This is a genomic window from Paenibacillus sp. IITD108, assembly GCF_036541265.1.
GTDB lineage: Bacteria > Bacillota > Bacilli > Paenibacillales > Paenibacillaceae > Pristimantibacillus.
In genome coordinates this window covers 75693-92966 of sequence record NZ_JAZHCT010000017.1, presented here as the reverse complement: position 1 = coordinate 92966, position 17274 = coordinate 75693, and the positions used below count along the sequence as shown (strand labels likewise).

The following is a 17274-nucleotide window of genomic DNA, read 5'->3' as shown; positions in this document are numbered from 1 at the left end:
ATACTAACAAATTCATTTCAAAATATCAAAATTTAAAAGCAATCTGCCCCTCTACAGGTACTGATTTCCCTTTCTTTTTCTTATAATTCTTAAGCTCAACTATCTTAAGCATATTTTGCTCCCATAGTTCATCATTTACCTCAGAAGTTTCATTATACGTAAATAAATCAATAGGCTGCTGCTCAATCACATTTACAACAACACTTTCATTATTGTTCTCTAAGATAACTGACAAACCGCATAAACGTCTTGTTTCAATGCTTAGCTGCTTCATTCTCAAAGAAAGCGTTTCTTTAAACTCCGATTCGGCAATCATTTCAACATTCTCTAGATCCTTTGCAGCAAGAGCTGTCCAAGCATCGGCAACCTCAGAACCGGCAAAACAATTAGCTAAATCAGAAGCAAGAGAAGACTGCTGATCACGTGCATAGGCTGCTAGCTCCGATCGATCCAACCTTCCCTCAACAAGTAACGCATGCCCTCTTGCTGCCATTATGCGCAGGAACTGTGCCATTTGTTGTGTGCCGTTATATACAAGATAATATACACGACATTCACGCTCTTGGCCTAACCTCCAGGCGCGCCTGGATGCTTGTCTTACAGTACTAATCTCATAGTTTAATTGATAATAAATAATGGTTGGCCAGTACAATAGCGATAGGTAAACTTTTGATTCGATCTCCTGCTTTTCCCCCGCTTCACACGGAGCGTGACAGTTTCCTAGTCACTCCGCGTTCCATCGAACAGTTTGGCCTTTGACTACCCTTTTATACTAACTTTCGATAGCTTTCCAGTTTCTTATATTCTTTCGAGCCCTTGCTGAATGGATTTGGTTGCTTTTCATGAACGAGGCCACGACATTCAACGCACAAGCTGACGAGATTACTTACCATGTTGATTCGGTCAATGGGTAGTCGCGGGTCTTTGTGATGGGTGTGTAAGTTACCTGAGTCTAAATTTACTTTGCACACTTTACATTCGCACTTATCTCTGTTGAGAGCATAACCCCTGTTCATCCAGTATTCGAAGTTGTATAGTGATTTGCCTTTGGTTCGTTTCGATGTGTGTACTCTGCCAATGATGTTATCTAATAGAGTGATTTCATCTGGACGTGCCAATCGGAGACGTTTTTCAGTTCGCTCCATGTAAATCTTTCTTCCTTCAATACTGTATGGTGTTTCGGCTGGGATCTTAGGTTCCGGTGCTTTCCATGTGCTGAAAGCCAGCATGGTTAGTCCGATCTTGCAACCCTCGTATTCCAAGTAAGGCACCCTTGTGCGGTGACCTTCATGCCGTACAGGTAGATTATGTGTGCTTTCCGCTTCTATTTTTCTTTTGAGGAACTCTCCGAGCTTAGAGCCAGTGAGTTTCATAAAGATTTTATCGAGTTTGTACCACAAGTAGTGGTCAATCTTGCTCCCATATTTCGTGACCTCAGAAGTCATGCCCCAGTAGTTCCCTATTCCGATTACCATGCTATTGTACCGATTCATCTCTTGAATCGTTTTGTCGCGGTGGTAGGCTAGTGCAATACGTTTAGCTTGTTGGCTAAGCTAAGCGATTTAGTTGCTGCTTTGGTTGCCTTTCGGGATGGTTTGGAATATGTTACTTTACCTTTTCCCTTTCTCGAGTTACCCACTTTCGTTTCAATGCCGAGGAACTGGAGGTATTGCTTACTCGCATCTGTGATCAGAGTTTTCTCTGCAGATAGTTGTAATTTCCCGTTCCGTTCCAGGAATTGTTGAGCGGTCTCTTTCATTCTTATGGCGTTTTTTTCACTGTCGGTAAGGATCACCCAATCATCAGCGTATCTCACTAGATAGTATCTAGGGTACTTCGTTCTATGTTGGGGTCTGTACTTGACGGTTTGAAAACTCTTCTTGTCCTTGTAGTTGGCGATTTCGGGATGTTCTTCCCAGAAGGAAGCGACGAATTTATCAAAGTCATGCAGATAAACGTTCGCTAGCAAGGGGCTTATAATCCCCCCTTGCGGTGTACCTATGGGATTTCTTTCGATTTCATCGAGTATTCCAACCTTTAGCATCTTTTTGATGATCATGAGAATTCGTTTATCACGTATTCCCATTTTCCAGAGCTTTTTGAGCAGGATGTTGTGATCAACGTTATCGAAGAATCCTTTGATGTCGCCTTCGACTACCCAAGTACATTTGGATTGCCATAGAATGTGGTGCATACGGGCAATGGCTTGGCTCGCGTCACGCATAGGTCTGAAACCATAACTGTGATCGAAGAATTGGGCTTCCAGAATTGGTTCGATAACATTTCTGACTATCTCCTGAATAATCCTGTCGGATATGTTCGGGATTCCCAATGGACGCATTTCCTTTTTTCCAGGTTTAGGTATAAGTTTTCTTCTTATTTGTCCAGGTGAGTAATTCGATAGCTTGTTTTGAAAGATTTTGATTACCTCTTCATGTTCCATCTTAAGGATGTCTTTTATCCGCTGACCATCTGGTCCGGGGGTATTACTTCCTTGATTAGCCTTGATCTTGTGGATCGCGGTAATGATGGCTGCTGGGCTCGTTGCTAATTCTAGGAGTCCGTAGAAACTACGTTTGCCTTCTTTAGCTTCCGAGAATATCTGTTCTTGGATTCTTTTAAGATCGCTATCTGTATCCATTTTCAGTCTGTGAACCTTCATAGAGATCACCCCCATGTGTTGTGGGTCCCTCTAGAATTAGCTTTTTAACTGGCATTCGACTGAAAAGTTAGTGGTTAGTTACTGTCCGACTATGCCCCTTCACTCCGCAGGCATTACCCTGCTTCAACGCTACTACGGGCTGCTGTCCTCCAGATACAGCCGTCATTTCCTACGACTTAGGGACATCACCTCTGATCAGGCTTTACATTCCCTTCTGAAGTTCTCACGTTGCATTGAACCTAATCTAATTTAACTCCTTTAGGTGCCCTCTTTACTCCGGTTGGTCTGATGTAGGTTTAACGGCTAATTATTCCTACACCTGGCATCCCATTTCATGGATACCGTTGGTCATCTAACCAAAACAGATGATCAACACCACACTTCCCTATTGGGCTACCCTTTCGAGTAGTGGCGCTTTACGGAGCTTCGGACAAGGGTTCCTCTCGTCACCATGGGAGTTACTGACGACCCGCACCACTTTCACCTTGTCTCCGGGGGAGATTTAGGTTACTTCGGGTTACGTCTCTAACTGGCTTCATACCCCTGTTGTATCAGCAACAGGCGCATGCAGTAGCTTCGGTCTCGGAATTAAAACCGTTTATCCCGATAGGGAACTGCCCCCTACAATTCGGTTCAACACTTCTCCTAGCATAGCTGGGAAGCTAATGTACTAGTGCCCCTTTTTCCGTAGTTAGGCGGTTATAGGGGAACGTGACGCACTCAAGTCTAGTCCTACCTCTACAAGCTTCATATTACAGATAACAACTGGTACTTCTTGCTCTTCTAGTTGTGCAAGTACTTCAGAACGATTATCCGTATTTGGTTCATCAAGAATATGACACCTTATACCTTGTTTATTAAGGATTTCGGCAACCCGTTCATTTAAGTTATATTCCCCGGTATAGTTATTGTATATAACACACCGTCTACCCTCAGCTAATTCTTGTGAAACCAAGTTTAATAGTTCTCTTTCCTTAGCATGATGACTATCCGCTGATAGAGCCGGTGCTTGAATCTCTTTTATATTGTCTCCGGCACCAAATACTACATTCGCTCCACGTTCTGGTCGATCTCCATAGTTGATTGTAGCAGGAATAAACTTACTCCAGGCACCCTTATGACCTTTCAATGATCTTTTCTTACATTCATCTTCGAGTTGCTTATGAAAGCTCCTATAAGCGAATCTATGATTCTCATCCATATCAATAAATATCGGTATCTCTTTTAACTCAACAAGCGGTAATCCCATATCTGATAGCTCTACAAATCCAGATTTATGCAGAAGAAATTGTGCCGTTAATTGAGGAGCAATGCCTGGTTCCTCTTTCGGCTGCCGCGGCTTCTGCTTTTTCTTAGTGATCCACCCATTATCTTTTTCTTCAATATCAACGATTTGTTTGAGCTTCCCAAATCTAGCTGCCCATTGAATACTTCCTGTAGTATGATCAATTCCTGCATCTAACAGAGACTTTGGATCAGTCCGCCATAATAATTCCTTAATACTTGAGGACTTACCATTTGTTAATGTACCAGTCAGCATTAAAGTTTTTTTGGCAGCCTTAACCATCTGAGTAAATGCATCGCCCCTACCCGATGACTCTGCTTTACACTGATGGGCCTCATCGCAGATATAGAGATCAAAATATCTATTCATACGTTTTAATATTCTAGCGATATTAACTCTCGGCCGATTTCTTGTCTCTCCCCTACTCCATACTGCAGGACGCCATAGTTTAGCATTACAAACCCTTTCATTCTCTTGTATATATCCTTTTTCATTATACGTACAAGAAATCATTTTACGGTTTCTTCGCCATTTTATTTTCACATGATTAGGCACTCCATTTGTTCTAATGGATCGTTCTTCTCTAGCTTTATAATAATCAAGCTCGTCAGGTTCTACTCCTTCTGCAACAGCTTCCCATGAAGCGGGAATAAACCCGTCAGATTCTTCATCATCTTTTATCATGAGAGGACGGCCACAATCTGGACAATGCCAGGCATAGTGATCGTATGTGCCGGCTATTCGCTTCCATTGCCCCGAAAAGTAAGGTTCCGGACTTAGCTTTGCTTTATCAATACCTACAAGCGTAAATTCTAATCCTTCCGGACGGTATCCATCCTTTACTTTTCTCATCATTTTCAATGCATCTAAACTATTTTCAATAATGTTTACTTTAACATTTTGTAATGTTCCCATAATTTCTTTATGCTTCCACTTTCTTAGGGTAATACCAGGAGCAGATAACAATACAGCTGTACCTGCAGCTTCGTTACGATTCTGTTTGTGTTCATTAATTATGTTTGCTACGCCACAAGCGACGATTGATTTACCTGTACCCATATCACCAGATAAAAATAAGGCATCTTCATACTGGAACGTGTTGTATAGTGCTTGAATCATATGTGCTTGCGCTGGAAATGGAATACGTGTCATTTCTCCTATTGATGGATGCAACTGCATATCTTGTGTATGCCGTGGTTTATGACTCTGAAGCTTTTGGGCCATAATTTCAGCATTTTGCAGCATATATTCTTTCATAGACATGGAGGAATTAAAGAAGCCTTGAACGTTGCTTGAAGGGATTTGTAAGAGTCCATTACGTAATGCTCCTTCAATGGCATTAAGAACACTTTCTTCTGTGCCATTAAAAACAGCTGCCTGTAGATTTGGCCATTGTTCTGTAAAATCATCATTACGAATGATTTTAAGTGGGGTAAGCATAAAATCAAGTAGCTCTGGATATTGTGATTCCCATTCATATGGTAATCCGAAACGATGAATCACATGATTGGATAATATTTCTCCTAAGTTTCCTTCAGGAGCTATAAGGTATGCCCGATTAAACTTAATCGAATCTGGTATTTCGTCTAGTCCTTCCAGGGTGACCAAGGAATTATATACGGTACCATGAGAGAGATCTCCTAATCCGATTGGACGTTCAAGCCTTTTAAACTTATCAGAACTTCTTACATACTCTGTTTCTCCAACGTGGATATTTCTACTTTCAATCAACCCCGCTGAAATCGCTGAAACTGCTTCTGGTATGCCCATATAGGATGCGAAAATGATGTTTTCCATTCTTCCATTAGCAGAAGGTTCTACGACCATAACATGTAATGTTGCTTCAAAGCTCCGGTCTAAACCATACATTCTTATTTTCATTCAGTTCGGTCATAGCTTATTCATGGTCAAATAAGAGGTTAGCCCTCTGACCAATTTTAAGCCAGAGGACCTTTCCCCCTATTTCATTGTATTAATTTTGCGTGGTACTCCCCTATTCTAAATCGTAAATACCCGATGGACTAAAAACGCGTACAATTGACTGGAATGATTTTGTTATCATTTCTCCCGTACAATTTCCATCTTCATCCCTTACCTCTTCTACGTCGGTAGTTGCCTTTGTAATTCCGGAGATAATATGAGTACCCATATTCCCCCCTACCGCCCCGCTTGCAATAGCAATTCCAGTATGCGTCGGTTTTAATGGAAGCATTGGGTTTTTCATACTCGCTCGAGTAGACTTAGGACTTATTTTATTCCCAACTTCAGTTAGTAAAGGTGAATTACTAAAATCCATTTGCAGCTCATTAAGTTTTAAACGACCTGCACGGAAATATTGTATTGGGCCCGTCGAAGAAAAAACTTTCATAACTTCATCGATTTCCTGTAAGGTAGGAATTGCTTCAGGACCTTGGTCGCCTAATCCCCTTAACCATTTATAAATTGCTTTACTGTCTTGCGACTTCCCGTATCTTGCAATTAAGATAACTTGTTTGAATACCAGATAGTTTGCGTCTGTAAATCGAAATACTTTTACATCTCGAAACCTACCGGATATTACGCCTGCGGCTGGCTTAAGCACATGTTGAGGGACACAAAAAAGTAGAAGACCATCCCGCTCCAACATGTTATTACGCCCTGTTAATGCTTTTAGAAATGTAAGTTCTACGCGTTCGCCAAATCTCTCGTCATATGGAGGATTAAGCCAAAGTAAAGAAAATTTTGCTTCCGTCCTCATATTCTCATATCCATCGTGTAATACATGTTTTAGATAGCTGGCTGCCTTATTGACTCTACCTTCTTCTAATTCAACTCCATATGTCTGAATACACCTACTGTCCCCAAGAGCCTGGGCGATCATATGAAGCGCCTCTCCTTCTCCACAACATGGATCGAGCAGATTAATAATACTCTCCTCATTTTCTAGTACGCCTTGTAAGTACTTACACAATAAGTGTAATTCTTCTACTGGTGTTGGGTAATAACCGCCTTTGCTCTGACTCGCAATTCTAGCCATATTCCTCTTCCTCTCAATTTAGTGTATTGTACAAATCTATATAAAAAGTCAGTACCCGGATACTTTATGGATACTGACTTGTAAGCGCAAAAAAGCCCTATGAGCGCAGGTCTTAAAAAAGACATACCACCCATAGGGCTATATACTAGACATAATAATAAAAATTAAAAAATTATCGTTTAGTTATTATATCATAAGTTGTTAATTCTTTTTATCTGTTTATCGGTTAAATATCATTTTTATTATCTGAATTCCGTTATTTCAACTGCTTTCGTAGTTTGTTTTCGAGCAAAAAAGTTAGTCGCCATTATTCGAACGTAAGTTTCCTATAAGTTGTTCAATAATTGCTACGTTATCCATCGTTTCTAATATTTCATTGGTTAGCAATCCAGCCTGGATAAGAGCACCTATATACATGGAAGCACGTAGTTTTCCTTCAAAAAAAGTACTGATAAAGTTCTCCACCATAGGATGGTTCAATGCTTGATCAAGTAATTCCCCTCTACGTTGATTCTCGATCATCACTTTTCCATTTGGGAGAATAATAAAATTTACCGTTGAATCTAATTCCAACCCTAAGTGGTCTCGAATATCTTTAGGTATTGTTATTTGTCCTTTACTTGTAACTTTTGCTGAAAGTCCCTTCACGCCTTCCCTCCTTACTATTCCTTACCTCACTATATGTTACATCTCTCATCTTGTAAAGTCATGTTATAGTATTACAGTTGTCCAATTAAACGCAATTGCAGAGAAGAGTATCACGAATTATTGTTCCCCGTATAACTCGAATACAGCACTCTGTTCTTCTAAGTCTGTAATAGAGCTTGTTTCAAACAAATCGTGTATCTGCTTTAAATAGATCGGATTATTAGCACTCCTGGGCCATCTAAATATTATATTCTCAAAGGTTTCAGCATTCATGTTTTCATTATGTAATAGCACGGATTGAGTTTCACTTGAGTCAATCTTTATCAATTCATGTTCTTTAGGAAACACTCTTGCAATGTTATTCGCATATTTCTGTGCAACCGAAGGAACACCTAATTTAATAGCTATGATATATTTTAGGACTTCTACATGTGGACTGTGATATCCATGGATTTTTTCTCTAACTAACATCTCATATGCCGCACTTAATTTTCCATCAATAAAAAGCAGTACTGCTTGATCGTATGCTAAATAATTTCTCATGTATTTATGATCCATTTTCTTTCCTTGATAAAACGTTTCCTTAAAAATATCAAGCCGGGCAAAACATTCGTCAACTAATCCATTAACAAGGGCATCCTTACCCATCTCAAGAATCGAAGCGAACAAGTTATCGATTAGGACTCGCTGAAGAATTTCGTTTTTTGGATCAACCTTGATTTTACTATCGAGCATTAAATAACGTTCGCTGTCAAACAAGGGATGATTTTGGAATCCTATTTGTGCTTCAGTTTGAATAGGTCCAATCTCACTGGTTTTAGTAAGGGTTTCGATCAATAGGGAAAGTGCTGAGCCATCAATCAATTCTAGGTTTTTGCCTTTTGAAAATTCTAGGGCTTGTTTAGAAAAAGTACTCGTTGTTACCAGAATCCCTTTCAGAGCATTCTCTGCAACTGTAGTACCATACAGATCTCGAAGTTCCGGTTCTCCCACTGTATTCACCCAGCGCTTACATTGAATAAGGTATTTTCCCTTGAACACTAGCCCGTCATAGTGAGCTATTATATCAATACCTCCATCACCACTTGCTTTGGTTAGTTGAGCTCGGAACCCAAGCTTAGTAAAAACTTCATAGACAAGTTTTTCAAATTCTTGTCCGGTGAGAGAATTAATATGTTTCACTTTGTCTGCTCCTTTAATAGTATGATCGCTAACTAGAACTTTAAAGAGAAGTATATCATATAGATACTAAACTCCATTAAACTCAAAAAAGCCCCGAAGGGCTTTATTCTCCATAAGTATCGCAACAACATCCAAAACCTTTTAGTCAGATTTCGCAAAATCGATAATAACTTTTTTAGGTTTACCTAAACGTAATAACTCCACCTTAGACCGGCCATCTTTATAAGTAGCTTTGTATAGCTTCGTTAATATAAATACCCCTTCTAAATCATTACCTTGGGCAAGTAACAACCCATTAGGATGCTTGTTCGAATATAAAATAAACTTATACAAAAAATCACCCTACTCTCGATGTAATACAAATAAAAACTGATTGCAAGATTCCTTAAATATCACAATGGAATCAAACAATCAGTTTGGTATTAGTATTGCATTAGCGCAATACTAATAAAATATCCACCCATAGGGGTTCAAACTAGCAATAAGGCTCTTGTGAGCAAGAATAAAAAAATACAATTATAGTTTATCATAATTATTTTGATCATGTCTCGATATTCTTATTATCTTGTATATCCCTTATTTGATACATATCCAGGAATACTCCATATTCCTAGCTTCTCAGCCTTTGCAATACGTTCTAATTTTCTATATTCCTTAACATACTTAGTATCAGGTGCATAAACATATGCTACTCGAGCTAAACCATTTTCCACTAACAAACCATTTATATTTTCTCCATCCACAAATATATATCCTAACAAACGATCATACGCATCCCTTCCAGTTTGCTCTTTTCCATTACCAAACTCAATATGGACACTTTTCCCCTCTATTGCTTCTCTTAAAAAATTTCTAGCTTCTTTTGCGAATGAATCTTTTTTATCGATTTCAGGTGTATCAATGCAAAGTAATCTGACGGCTTCTCTTTTGCCGTTTACGTCAATGTAAATTGTGTCACCATCATATACCTTCTTTACAACGTACAACCCATCAGACGGCAAATTGGAGGCCTTCTGTTCGATAATATCTTTCATTACGCTAGTAGTACTCTCTATTATCTTTTTATTTAGAGTATCGAGACTTTCTTGCACTCCATTTTCAAGCTGTGAACTATTAATTTCATTTAAAACTTCTGTTATGGTTTGTGATCTTCTTTCTATATCTGTTTGTATTTTATTGGATTCAATGTTGCATGAAACCAGTAACATTGTACAGATGATTAATAATAATAGGTGCCTTATTTTCAAAGTAATTCCTCTCCTTTTAAATTAGTGATATGTAACTACTCCCAAGTCTTCTACCTCTTCAATTGGGGCTACCCATACAGGCTCAAATCCTAAAGAAAATGAAATACCCGCTTCCGCTTCTGCTGCAGCTAGCAGAATTACATTTCCAGTTTGTTCAGCTGCCAATGGCGGATATGCATTTCCTATGTATTCTCTCGCCTTTGCATCTGTACAACCCTCTAGTTGGAACGGTCTTCCATCCGGAAGCAACATTGGAAAGCTTTGTAGCACTGCCAATTCATACGTCGTTAATGGCCGATGCCACGTTCCGTCCTGGGCAATAATGACCCATGTCCCGCGCTCGTGTGCTGCAGGTAATTCATGAATGCCTTCTCGATGCAAATTGCCTATATTATTTAATTCACACAGTTCATTAAGATGATGTATTCGAAAAGTATTGGTATAACCATTAATCCGTTCATCTGAGATACAGGCTGCGCCTTGATGTGGACCAGCTGCACCCGTGACGCAAACGGCAGCTTCCTTGAAAGGTTGCACCCGTAGTAGATTTGTTTTTCCATGCCCCCCAATGTTAAGAGATATATCAGATATAGATTCAAAATTACTATCTTGGGAAACAAGTAAATTCCCATATTCTATATCGTTCAAATTACGCCAATTCCCTCCTGCAGGTATAAGCGCTAATCTCAACCACGTTTTCCATTGCAAGTTTGGTAAGCGATGAAGCGGGCCGCCTTTATTGTTATCATTTGGAGCGGGTAATGAAGCTAATATGTCTCCTATATTTTTTAGCTTCTTCTTCTCAGGATAATAAATAAAGTTTGGAATTTGGGATTCTTGCCTAGCTAAAATTAAAAACCGAATCCTATTTTGTCCTAATCCCCCTACTTCCCCAAGGTTGTGATCCGCTCGAATACTTACTGCATAGCCATACCGTTTAAGGAGCTTCTTAATTTGTTGGAGTAATGGCTTTCCTCTCGATGTAATTCTAGGCACGTTTTCTAACTGTATGATTGCAGGTACATCCCCACCATATTGCAAGCAAGCCTCAAGAGATAGCTCTAATCCACTCACTGTTAAATGATTCAGTGCTTGATACTTTTCACTTTTTGACTTTTCCTCTGGCAGCAGCCCAGTTAGCCCCTTACACGGAGGTGATGTAAAAAGAAAGAATGGGACTTGATAGTTAAATGCGACCCATATATCCCACGGTGTCTTTTCGCTCCATTCAGAAGGCGGCTGTTTACCATGCCAGGCTACATACTGCCAATGTCTAAATAAATCCATTTCGATGGAAGTATTCTCACCGGCAACAAGATCATGATTATGACAAGCTACAGGATCATAATCAATCGAACACAAAATTTTAAAACGGTACAATTGTCCCCCGTATTCTACTTGTGATCTCATGTAACCTACAGTGGCGCCTCCTATACCCCCAAATAATATTGCACATGTCTTCTCGTTGATATTAGACATAACTGTATCAGTCCAAAAAAAATGCTCTTGAAATATATTCAAGAGCACTTTTTAGAGGACTTCCTCCTCTCGTAATATAGATTCCATTTAATAAGTAAAATGATCTAATTAAACTTAGCTATCATGCATTACTGAAATAGTCTTCGTAATAAAGTTTTAAGCGATCTTTTTCTGTAAATTCATATGCTCTTACTATAAAATAGTAATTGCTCCGCACTTTTTCTTGGAGTCTCTTCTCGTCCATGAATTGCATCATATCATCAACATATTTAAATGTTTCGGTAGTTACATAGCGATCTATTACTACGCTATTTGCATGAGGTATCACTCGTACAATTTTCCCCATTTCTTCAACATCATCTGTTTTAAGTAACACAATCTGTAATTTATTATCTTCTGAAATCCAAGTACCGTAGTGCATAATTGCTGCGCCTCCTAAAAATTTAAGTTAGATGATTGCTTTCGAATCTATTGCTATTTAACAACATGCAATAAATTTTCCTTGTACTTTTTTCGTAACGGGCATTGAATTTAGAACCCTTGTATTCCCCACTCCATATGTAAGACGTCTCAGTTTCTGAATCAATTGCGTAACCAATTTCCCCCACATCAAGATCGGGAAACTTCTTTTTTAGCCAGTTGTTAACTTCACGGTCCATTCGTTTTCTCATTGCTTCTGTGAACTTCCACGCGCTACTCTTATTCACGTAACATCTCTCCAGTTATATTTTTTTTGAAATGGGTCACCTTGCGTGCGTAACTGAAATAGGCAGAACATTGAGATTAGCACTCGACGCGCCTTTAAACGTAGAAATATCTAAAGCAGATATTTTACGAACTCTCTCTAATTCCAATTCAATAAATCTCCCTTCCCAGTTCACATGTAACATTTCTATCCCTTCTTGACATGTATGTTCTACAAAGTGGGCCGGCACACATGGTTCTTCTTCGCCATGAAGCCATATTTGTAATGGTTCACCATATGTAAAATTGATATTGATGTTTTTCAATTTAAGCCCTCCTTTTAGTTAGCAATGGATTTATAAATCCCCCTACGACATGGTTCTAAAGCAATTAAAGCATTGGGCCAGCTTCCAGCTGCCCAGCTCGCTACATCTTGTTTAGTTCCAATGTGATATCTGATTATATTTCTTTTGTTTTGCCTTATCTGTAATCGATACGCCTTTGGTATATGATCATCAGTCATCTTATCGATTTGTTTCTTAGATAAGTTCGTAATGGATACGACCGGGTCTGTTTCAATCACATACGATGTTTGACCAATGGTGTATGAAAAAGAAGCACTTTGTCCAATCCCAATTTGCAAGATTTTCATATTGCTGGCGTGCACAAATGAACCATTTCTCGAATAGCCATGCTCATCAATAATGTACTCAACTCGTTCAGTTCTAAAATTTGCTAACATAATAATCGCTCCCTTATAATGAAAATAAAAAAAAGCCGTTTCAAAACGACTCCTTAGTTTAAATAGTTGTTTCATTCATAGAATCTGAAATAGCTATGATCTGAGGCTTATAACCATTGTTAAATAAATCATCGATACCTTTACCCAGCTTAATTGGCCATATTGCAATAAGCAGCTCAATGTTGTGAGACATAAATACCTTCTTTGCCTCCTCGATGCAGTTTAAAACATTCTCTTGAACTCCCTCTTTTGTTTGAGCATCAGCATCAAATCCTAATATTACCCTTTTAGGTTTTAATGCAAGTGTAGGCTCAAGCAAAATTCGCCATGAATTAACACCGGGTGCTTGCAAGTGTAGTTGATCTGTAAAATCACTCGCTATATCTCCTTTAAGTGCTCCCTCACCCCACCAGATTGTAGACGTATCCATCATATCTTTTATAGAAACACCAGGCTTCCAAGATCTAAGTTTTTTTGATGGAACGGCACAATGATAAGGAACCGGTTCACCAATCAAAGTTCCTGCTAAAATTCCCTTTTTCTTTAAAGTTAAAGAAGCAAACCAATAATACGAATTGCCGTCAACTAATGATACTTTACCTTCTGGTAGTTCAATCGGTAATTCATTACGGCTACCTTCCCACAATATTTCTCCAGTATTAGAATCTAATACAGCCAGAAACTGTTGCGATTCTTTGACCTTAATCTTCCCGACTCTTTTAACTACTTTATTAGGCTTATCAAACCTAATCTGAAAGCCCTGCATAAAGTTTGAAATATCCCTATACGGAATAAGCAGCCCTTCTCTGCCTAAAGTCGTCCAATATGGCCCATACTTCCCTTGACACAATGCAAAGCCTGGTATGCCAATTGGTTCACCTACAAACGGTAGAATATCTCTAACGACACGATAACGATCTCTTTTGGACTCTAATAGTGATCTGTATTCTCTACTATGAATTTGTGAATAATTTAGTTTGCGCACAGACTTTAGATGATCATCATGAATATCTATTAAAGATAATTGCTTCATCCATTCACGATAAACATAATCTACTCTTTCTGGTACTTCTTTTGGAATCGACTCGTCTTCGTCAATCACTTTGTTACGAAATACGTTTTCTTGACCTGATCTTTCAGCTGCTTCGATCGATCCGTCTTCGTACTCTATGTTTATCCCAGCGAGATGACATACTCCTTTAACTGAATCGATAAAATCTTTCCCTTCAAGGGTAATGTTATTACGGTAAGCGTAATAACTAATTGCACAGGAACCGCCTTCAGTTCCACCAAAATTATGCCATATCCCTTTACTAGGGGTAATAGCAACAGATGGTGTTGATTCACCTTCAGTTTGATAGGTAAAATAACTTCTACCAGAACGTGTAATCTCATCACCTAAAGCTTCTGCGACGAATAGAATCTCTACTTCCCGAGCCTTATCAATTGTAGATTGACTTATTCTTTTGAACTCAGCTTTCACAGTTATTCCTCCTATAGGGATTTTTAAAATAAAAAAGCCCTATAGAATATAAGCATGGCAATGCCAACACTCATACCCTATAGGGCTTAAACTCTCAAAAAGGCACATAAGGTGCAACGAAAAACAATGTATGTTTATATATTATCATATTTTCCATTTTGGTACTAGATCACGCAAAAATGTTACATAACTTTATGGCTTTCACTTATCTAATCGTCTTATAGTTTCCTTACGCTTTAATTGGTTTTCTTTAGTAATTTCCTGCTGTGATTTAAACGTAACTTTTTTTGGCTTTTTCATAAACGGTATTACCTTTTTTTTATTCATTCTAATATTCACCCCCGTTTGGGTTTTCCTATTAGAACTCATTCTTGACGAAACTATTAGAATTTAACCAATCTATGAAAATAAATAAACCCTGGCATAAGCCAGGGTCATATTAAATATTATTCTTATGTGTTTCAGTTGACGATACAGCTGCTTCTTTTTGGGCTGCAAAAATCTCGTCAAGAATCCGCAACACGTGCTCGCTATGGGTACGGGTATTGTCGACAATATCCCGTAAGGTATTCTCGCGATGGATACGGTTCTTCTCAACGATTTCCCGTTGTGAGACGAAGCTAATTTTAATTGGCTTTTTGACTTCGGTCATTCCCATCATGGATTCCCTCCTTACCCTCATTTTCTCGTTTGTAAAGTACTAAACAGAATGCATGTACTAAACGATAGACTTCTCTTATTTCTATAATATCATCAGTTAGTGTCAGCTTCAATGCTTTATCATTAGAATCATCAAAGTGGAAGTTCCAAATCCATACTTCCCCATAAATATTCATGCGATATGAAGCAACTGTACGACCAGGATACGGATTATTATAAGAGAACCCGTCCTCCCCCTCCGGTAACATTGCCACATACACCGCTGCATATTTATCTGCGTTTTCTTTTGTAAGCAGAATTTTCTTTGGACTGATACCACTTGTACCTTTGTCATGAACTTTATAAATAGAGTCATCTTCAACTTTATAAATCGTATATGCACATATAAAATCTAGTTCATTGTAATCCATACAATCGTTGGCTAATCGAAAAAGAGATTTATTAATCGCTTTAACCATTTCCACCAAATAACCAACGGCTTGTTCGTATTTTTCAACTTCGAGCTGCAGATAGTCTTGTGCGCTCCGTAATTGCTCCATTTCGGACTGCATCGCATCAAGGTGCCCTTTTGTATACTCTATAACACTTTTCACATCAATGCCATTATTGGGCGTAAATATAGGAGTAATGAAATCCAAAAGTCCACCAAATGTGGCAGTGTGCTTCTGAAGAAATGGTGCCCAAAATTTGTACTCCGTTGGTCTCTTAGCTTTGAATGCCCCAATATGGAAGTTAGGATGCCCCATAACTACCATTTTAGTTGTATATCGAATGACAATAATCCAATATACTATCCCAATAATAATAATGGTGGAAACTATAATCAACCATATAGGTAATGAAGCAAAATATCCACCTATAGCAATTAACAAAGGACCGATAAATGGTAGAGATCCCCAGCCAATTTTTCCTATTACACCAGCTGAACGGATTAAACCTTTGAATGATTTTAACGGGCCCAGCCATGCTTCTTTTATCCAAGAAGATGGATCTTGATTTCTCATTTTTTTGATAACAGGATCAAACTCTGTACTTAGCTCTTCTATAAAGCTATGATAATTCATCCTAGTCTGTTCATGCGACAATTATATCACCACACATTCCTATGTAATCGAAAACTTACCTTACTACCTTATTTTTTCGAACGTTCAGGAAACGAGGGGCAACTCATCCAAGTCGCCCCTCGTAAAAACTATTTTATCCTATTTAAGTTTAGACTGTCATTAAATCATTGAAATTAATAACTAAAGGAACTTCTTTTCTTTGGTTAAGTAAAAATCCTACCTCTTCATCCACAATTGTTTCGACTTCTGCAGCAAATTTCAAATCTATTTCTTGATTTCCACATCGTTCACATTCATAAATTGGCATCTCGTCAATCTTAATTTCATGTTGGTTAGATCCTACATGAACCAAAACTTGATCCGAAGTCGGTACTAATTTCATATTACCGCTACACCCAACCTCCATACATGGCATGCTCACTTCCCTACTAAAACTCATAACGGCCTGCCTAATAAGTTCAGATGTATTCGAATTTGTATATAATGCAGCCTTTAACCGCAACATTCTATTTTCCTCCCTGGTCATTCGATGAGGAACTGTTATCGAACGACTATTTTTAGCATAGGGACGGCCTGGTTTACGCTTTATACTCATTGGTAACCCTCCAAGCAGCTTTTTCCCTATTATATCCTATTAATTAATGTAATACAACAATTAATCATCTGTTTAATATTCTTCTTCTAATTGTTCTGCACACCAGCAAATCCGCTCAGAATAATTATTGCCCCACCACCATGATCTACTCCGGGGATCATATACAGTAATGACTTCCCAGTCAAACGGTGAGTTAAGTACACAAACCAAGTGAATAGGTCTGTATGACTTAGGGCCCGTGTGAATAAAATACATAACAATGATTATTTTGTTATTGCTTCGTTCATTCATTTCAATTACCCATCCATTTGTTACCGCTTCTAAAATATCCTTACGTGAAAAGGCTCGAAACATTTCGCGTTGGGAAGCATGTAATTTCAAACGAAAACGTACATCACTACTATTGCTCTGCAGCTTTTCTTGAAAATCTGTTAAAAGTAACTCCGCTTCTGATTGTAAAGATTCAAATTTCTTTAGATGTCTAAGTGCTCTATTATTACAATTAATTGGCTGAAGACAATGCATAG

18 protein-coding genes are annotated in these 17274 nt (G+C 38.5%); all 18 read right to left on the bottom strand.

The window, feature by feature from the left end; translation table 11 throughout:
• Window positions 1–25: 25 nt before the first annotated feature.
• The 18 genes from V1L65_RS16105 to V1L65_RS16020 all read right to left on the bottom strand — a co-directional run bounded on the left by V1L65_RS16105 (window position 26) and on the right by V1L65_RS16020 (window position 17272).
• Window positions 26–652: a hypothetical protein gene (locus V1L65_RS16105; RefSeq protein WP_331700225.1), complete on the bottom strand. Its 627-nt coding sequence runs from the start codon at window positions 650–652 to the stop codon at window positions 26–28.
• A gap of 115 nt (window positions 653–767) precedes the next feature.
• Window positions 768–1475, bottom strand: coding sequence for an HNH endonuclease (locus V1L65_RS16100; RefSeq protein ID WP_331700223.1), 708 nt, complete (start codon window positions 1473–1475; stop codon window positions 768–770).
• A gap of 47 nt (window positions 1476–1522) precedes the next feature.
• Window positions 1523–2662, bottom strand: a complete 1140-nt coding sequence (gene ltrA, locus V1L65_RS16095) for a group II intron reverse transcriptase/maturase (RefSeq protein WP_331700221.1) — start codon at window positions 2660–2662, stop codon at window positions 1523–1525.
• A gap of 691 nt (window positions 2663–3353) precedes the next feature.
• Window positions 3354–5828: a hypothetical protein gene (locus V1L65_RS16090; RefSeq protein ID WP_331700220.1), complete on the bottom strand. Its 2475-nt coding sequence runs from the start codon at window positions 5826–5828 to the stop codon at window positions 3354–3356.
• A gap of 112 nt (window positions 5829–5940) precedes the next feature.
• Window positions 5941–6963, bottom strand: coding sequence for a DUF6094 domain-containing protein (locus V1L65_RS16085; protein WP_331700219.1), 1023 nt, complete (start codon window positions 6961–6963; stop codon window positions 5941–5943).
• A gap of 297 nt (window positions 6964–7260) precedes the next feature.
• Complete coding sequence (locus tag V1L65_RS16080; RefSeq protein ID WP_331700218.1) at window positions 7261–7611, bottom strand: AbrB/MazE/SpoVT family DNA-binding domain-containing protein; 351 nt, start codon at window positions 7609–7611, stop codon at window positions 7261–7263.
• A gap of 117 nt (window positions 7612–7728) precedes the next feature.
• Window positions 7729–8793: a restriction endonuclease gene (locus tag V1L65_RS16075; RefSeq protein ID WP_331700217.1), complete on the bottom strand. Its 1065-nt coding sequence runs from the start codon at window positions 8791–8793 to the stop codon at window positions 7729–7731.
• Window positions 8794–9353: 560 nt separating this feature from the next.
• Complete coding sequence (locus V1L65_RS16070; RefSeq protein ID WP_331700216.1) at window positions 9354–10001, bottom strand: thermonuclease family protein; 648 nt, start codon at window positions 9999–10001, stop codon at window positions 9354–9356.
• 60 nt (window positions 10002–10061) lie between these two features.
• Window positions 10062–11561, bottom strand: coding sequence for a DNA cytosine methyltransferase (locus tag V1L65_RS16065; protein WP_331700215.1), 1500 nt, complete (start codon window positions 11559–11561; stop codon window positions 10062–10064).
• Between the two features lie 79 nt (window positions 11562–11640).
• Window positions 11641–11940, bottom strand: a complete 300-nt coding sequence (locus V1L65_RS16060) for a hypothetical protein (protein ID WP_331700214.1) — start codon at window positions 11938–11940, stop codon at window positions 11641–11643.
• Window positions 11941–12262: 322 nt separating this feature from the next.
• Window positions 12263–12529, bottom strand: coding sequence for a hypothetical protein (locus V1L65_RS16055; protein ID WP_331700213.1), 267 nt, complete (start codon window positions 12527–12529; stop codon window positions 12263–12265).
• A gap of 14 nt (window positions 12530–12543) precedes the next feature.
• Window positions 12544–12945: a hypothetical protein gene (locus tag V1L65_RS16050; RefSeq protein ID WP_331700212.1), complete on the bottom strand. Its 402-nt coding sequence runs from the start codon at window positions 12943–12945 to the stop codon at window positions 12544–12546.
• A 58-nt stretch (window positions 12946–13003) separates the two neighbouring features.
• A complete protein-coding gene (locus V1L65_RS16045; protein ID WP_331700211.1) occupies window positions 13004–14428 on the bottom strand; it encodes a hypothetical protein in 1425 nt (474 codons plus the stop codon).
• A gap of 201 nt (window positions 14429–14629) precedes the next feature.
• On the bottom strand, window positions 14630–14755 hold the full coding sequence (locus V1L65_RS16040; RefSeq protein ID WP_331700210.1) for a hypothetical protein: 126 nt from the start codon (window positions 14753–14755) through the stop codon (window positions 14630–14632).
• Window positions 14756–14867: 112 nt separating this feature from the next.
• Complete coding sequence (locus V1L65_RS16035; protein ID WP_331700209.1) at window positions 14868–15089, bottom strand: hypothetical protein; 222 nt, start codon at window positions 15087–15089, stop codon at window positions 14868–14870.
• Entirely contained in the window at window positions 15055–16152 is a 1098-nt protein-coding gene (locus V1L65_RS16030) for a hypothetical protein (RefSeq protein WP_331700207.1), read from the bottom strand. Before V1L65_RS16030 ends, V1L65_RS16035 begins: the two co-directional genes overlap by 35 nt.
• A 148-nt stretch (window positions 16153–16300) precedes the next feature.
• The gene (locus V1L65_RS16025; protein ID WP_331700206.1) at window positions 16301–16747 is read right to left on the bottom strand and encodes a hypothetical protein; all 447 of its coding nucleotides are present in this window, start codon (window positions 16745–16747) and stop codon (window positions 16301–16303) included.
• 72 nt (window positions 16748–16819) lie between these two features.
• The gene (locus V1L65_RS16020) at window positions 16820–17272 is read right to left on the bottom strand and encodes a DUF4258 domain-containing protein (RefSeq protein WP_331700205.1); all 453 of its coding nucleotides are present in this window, start codon (window positions 17270–17272) and stop codon (window positions 16820–16822) included.
• Window positions 17273–17274 lie beyond the last annotated feature (2 nt).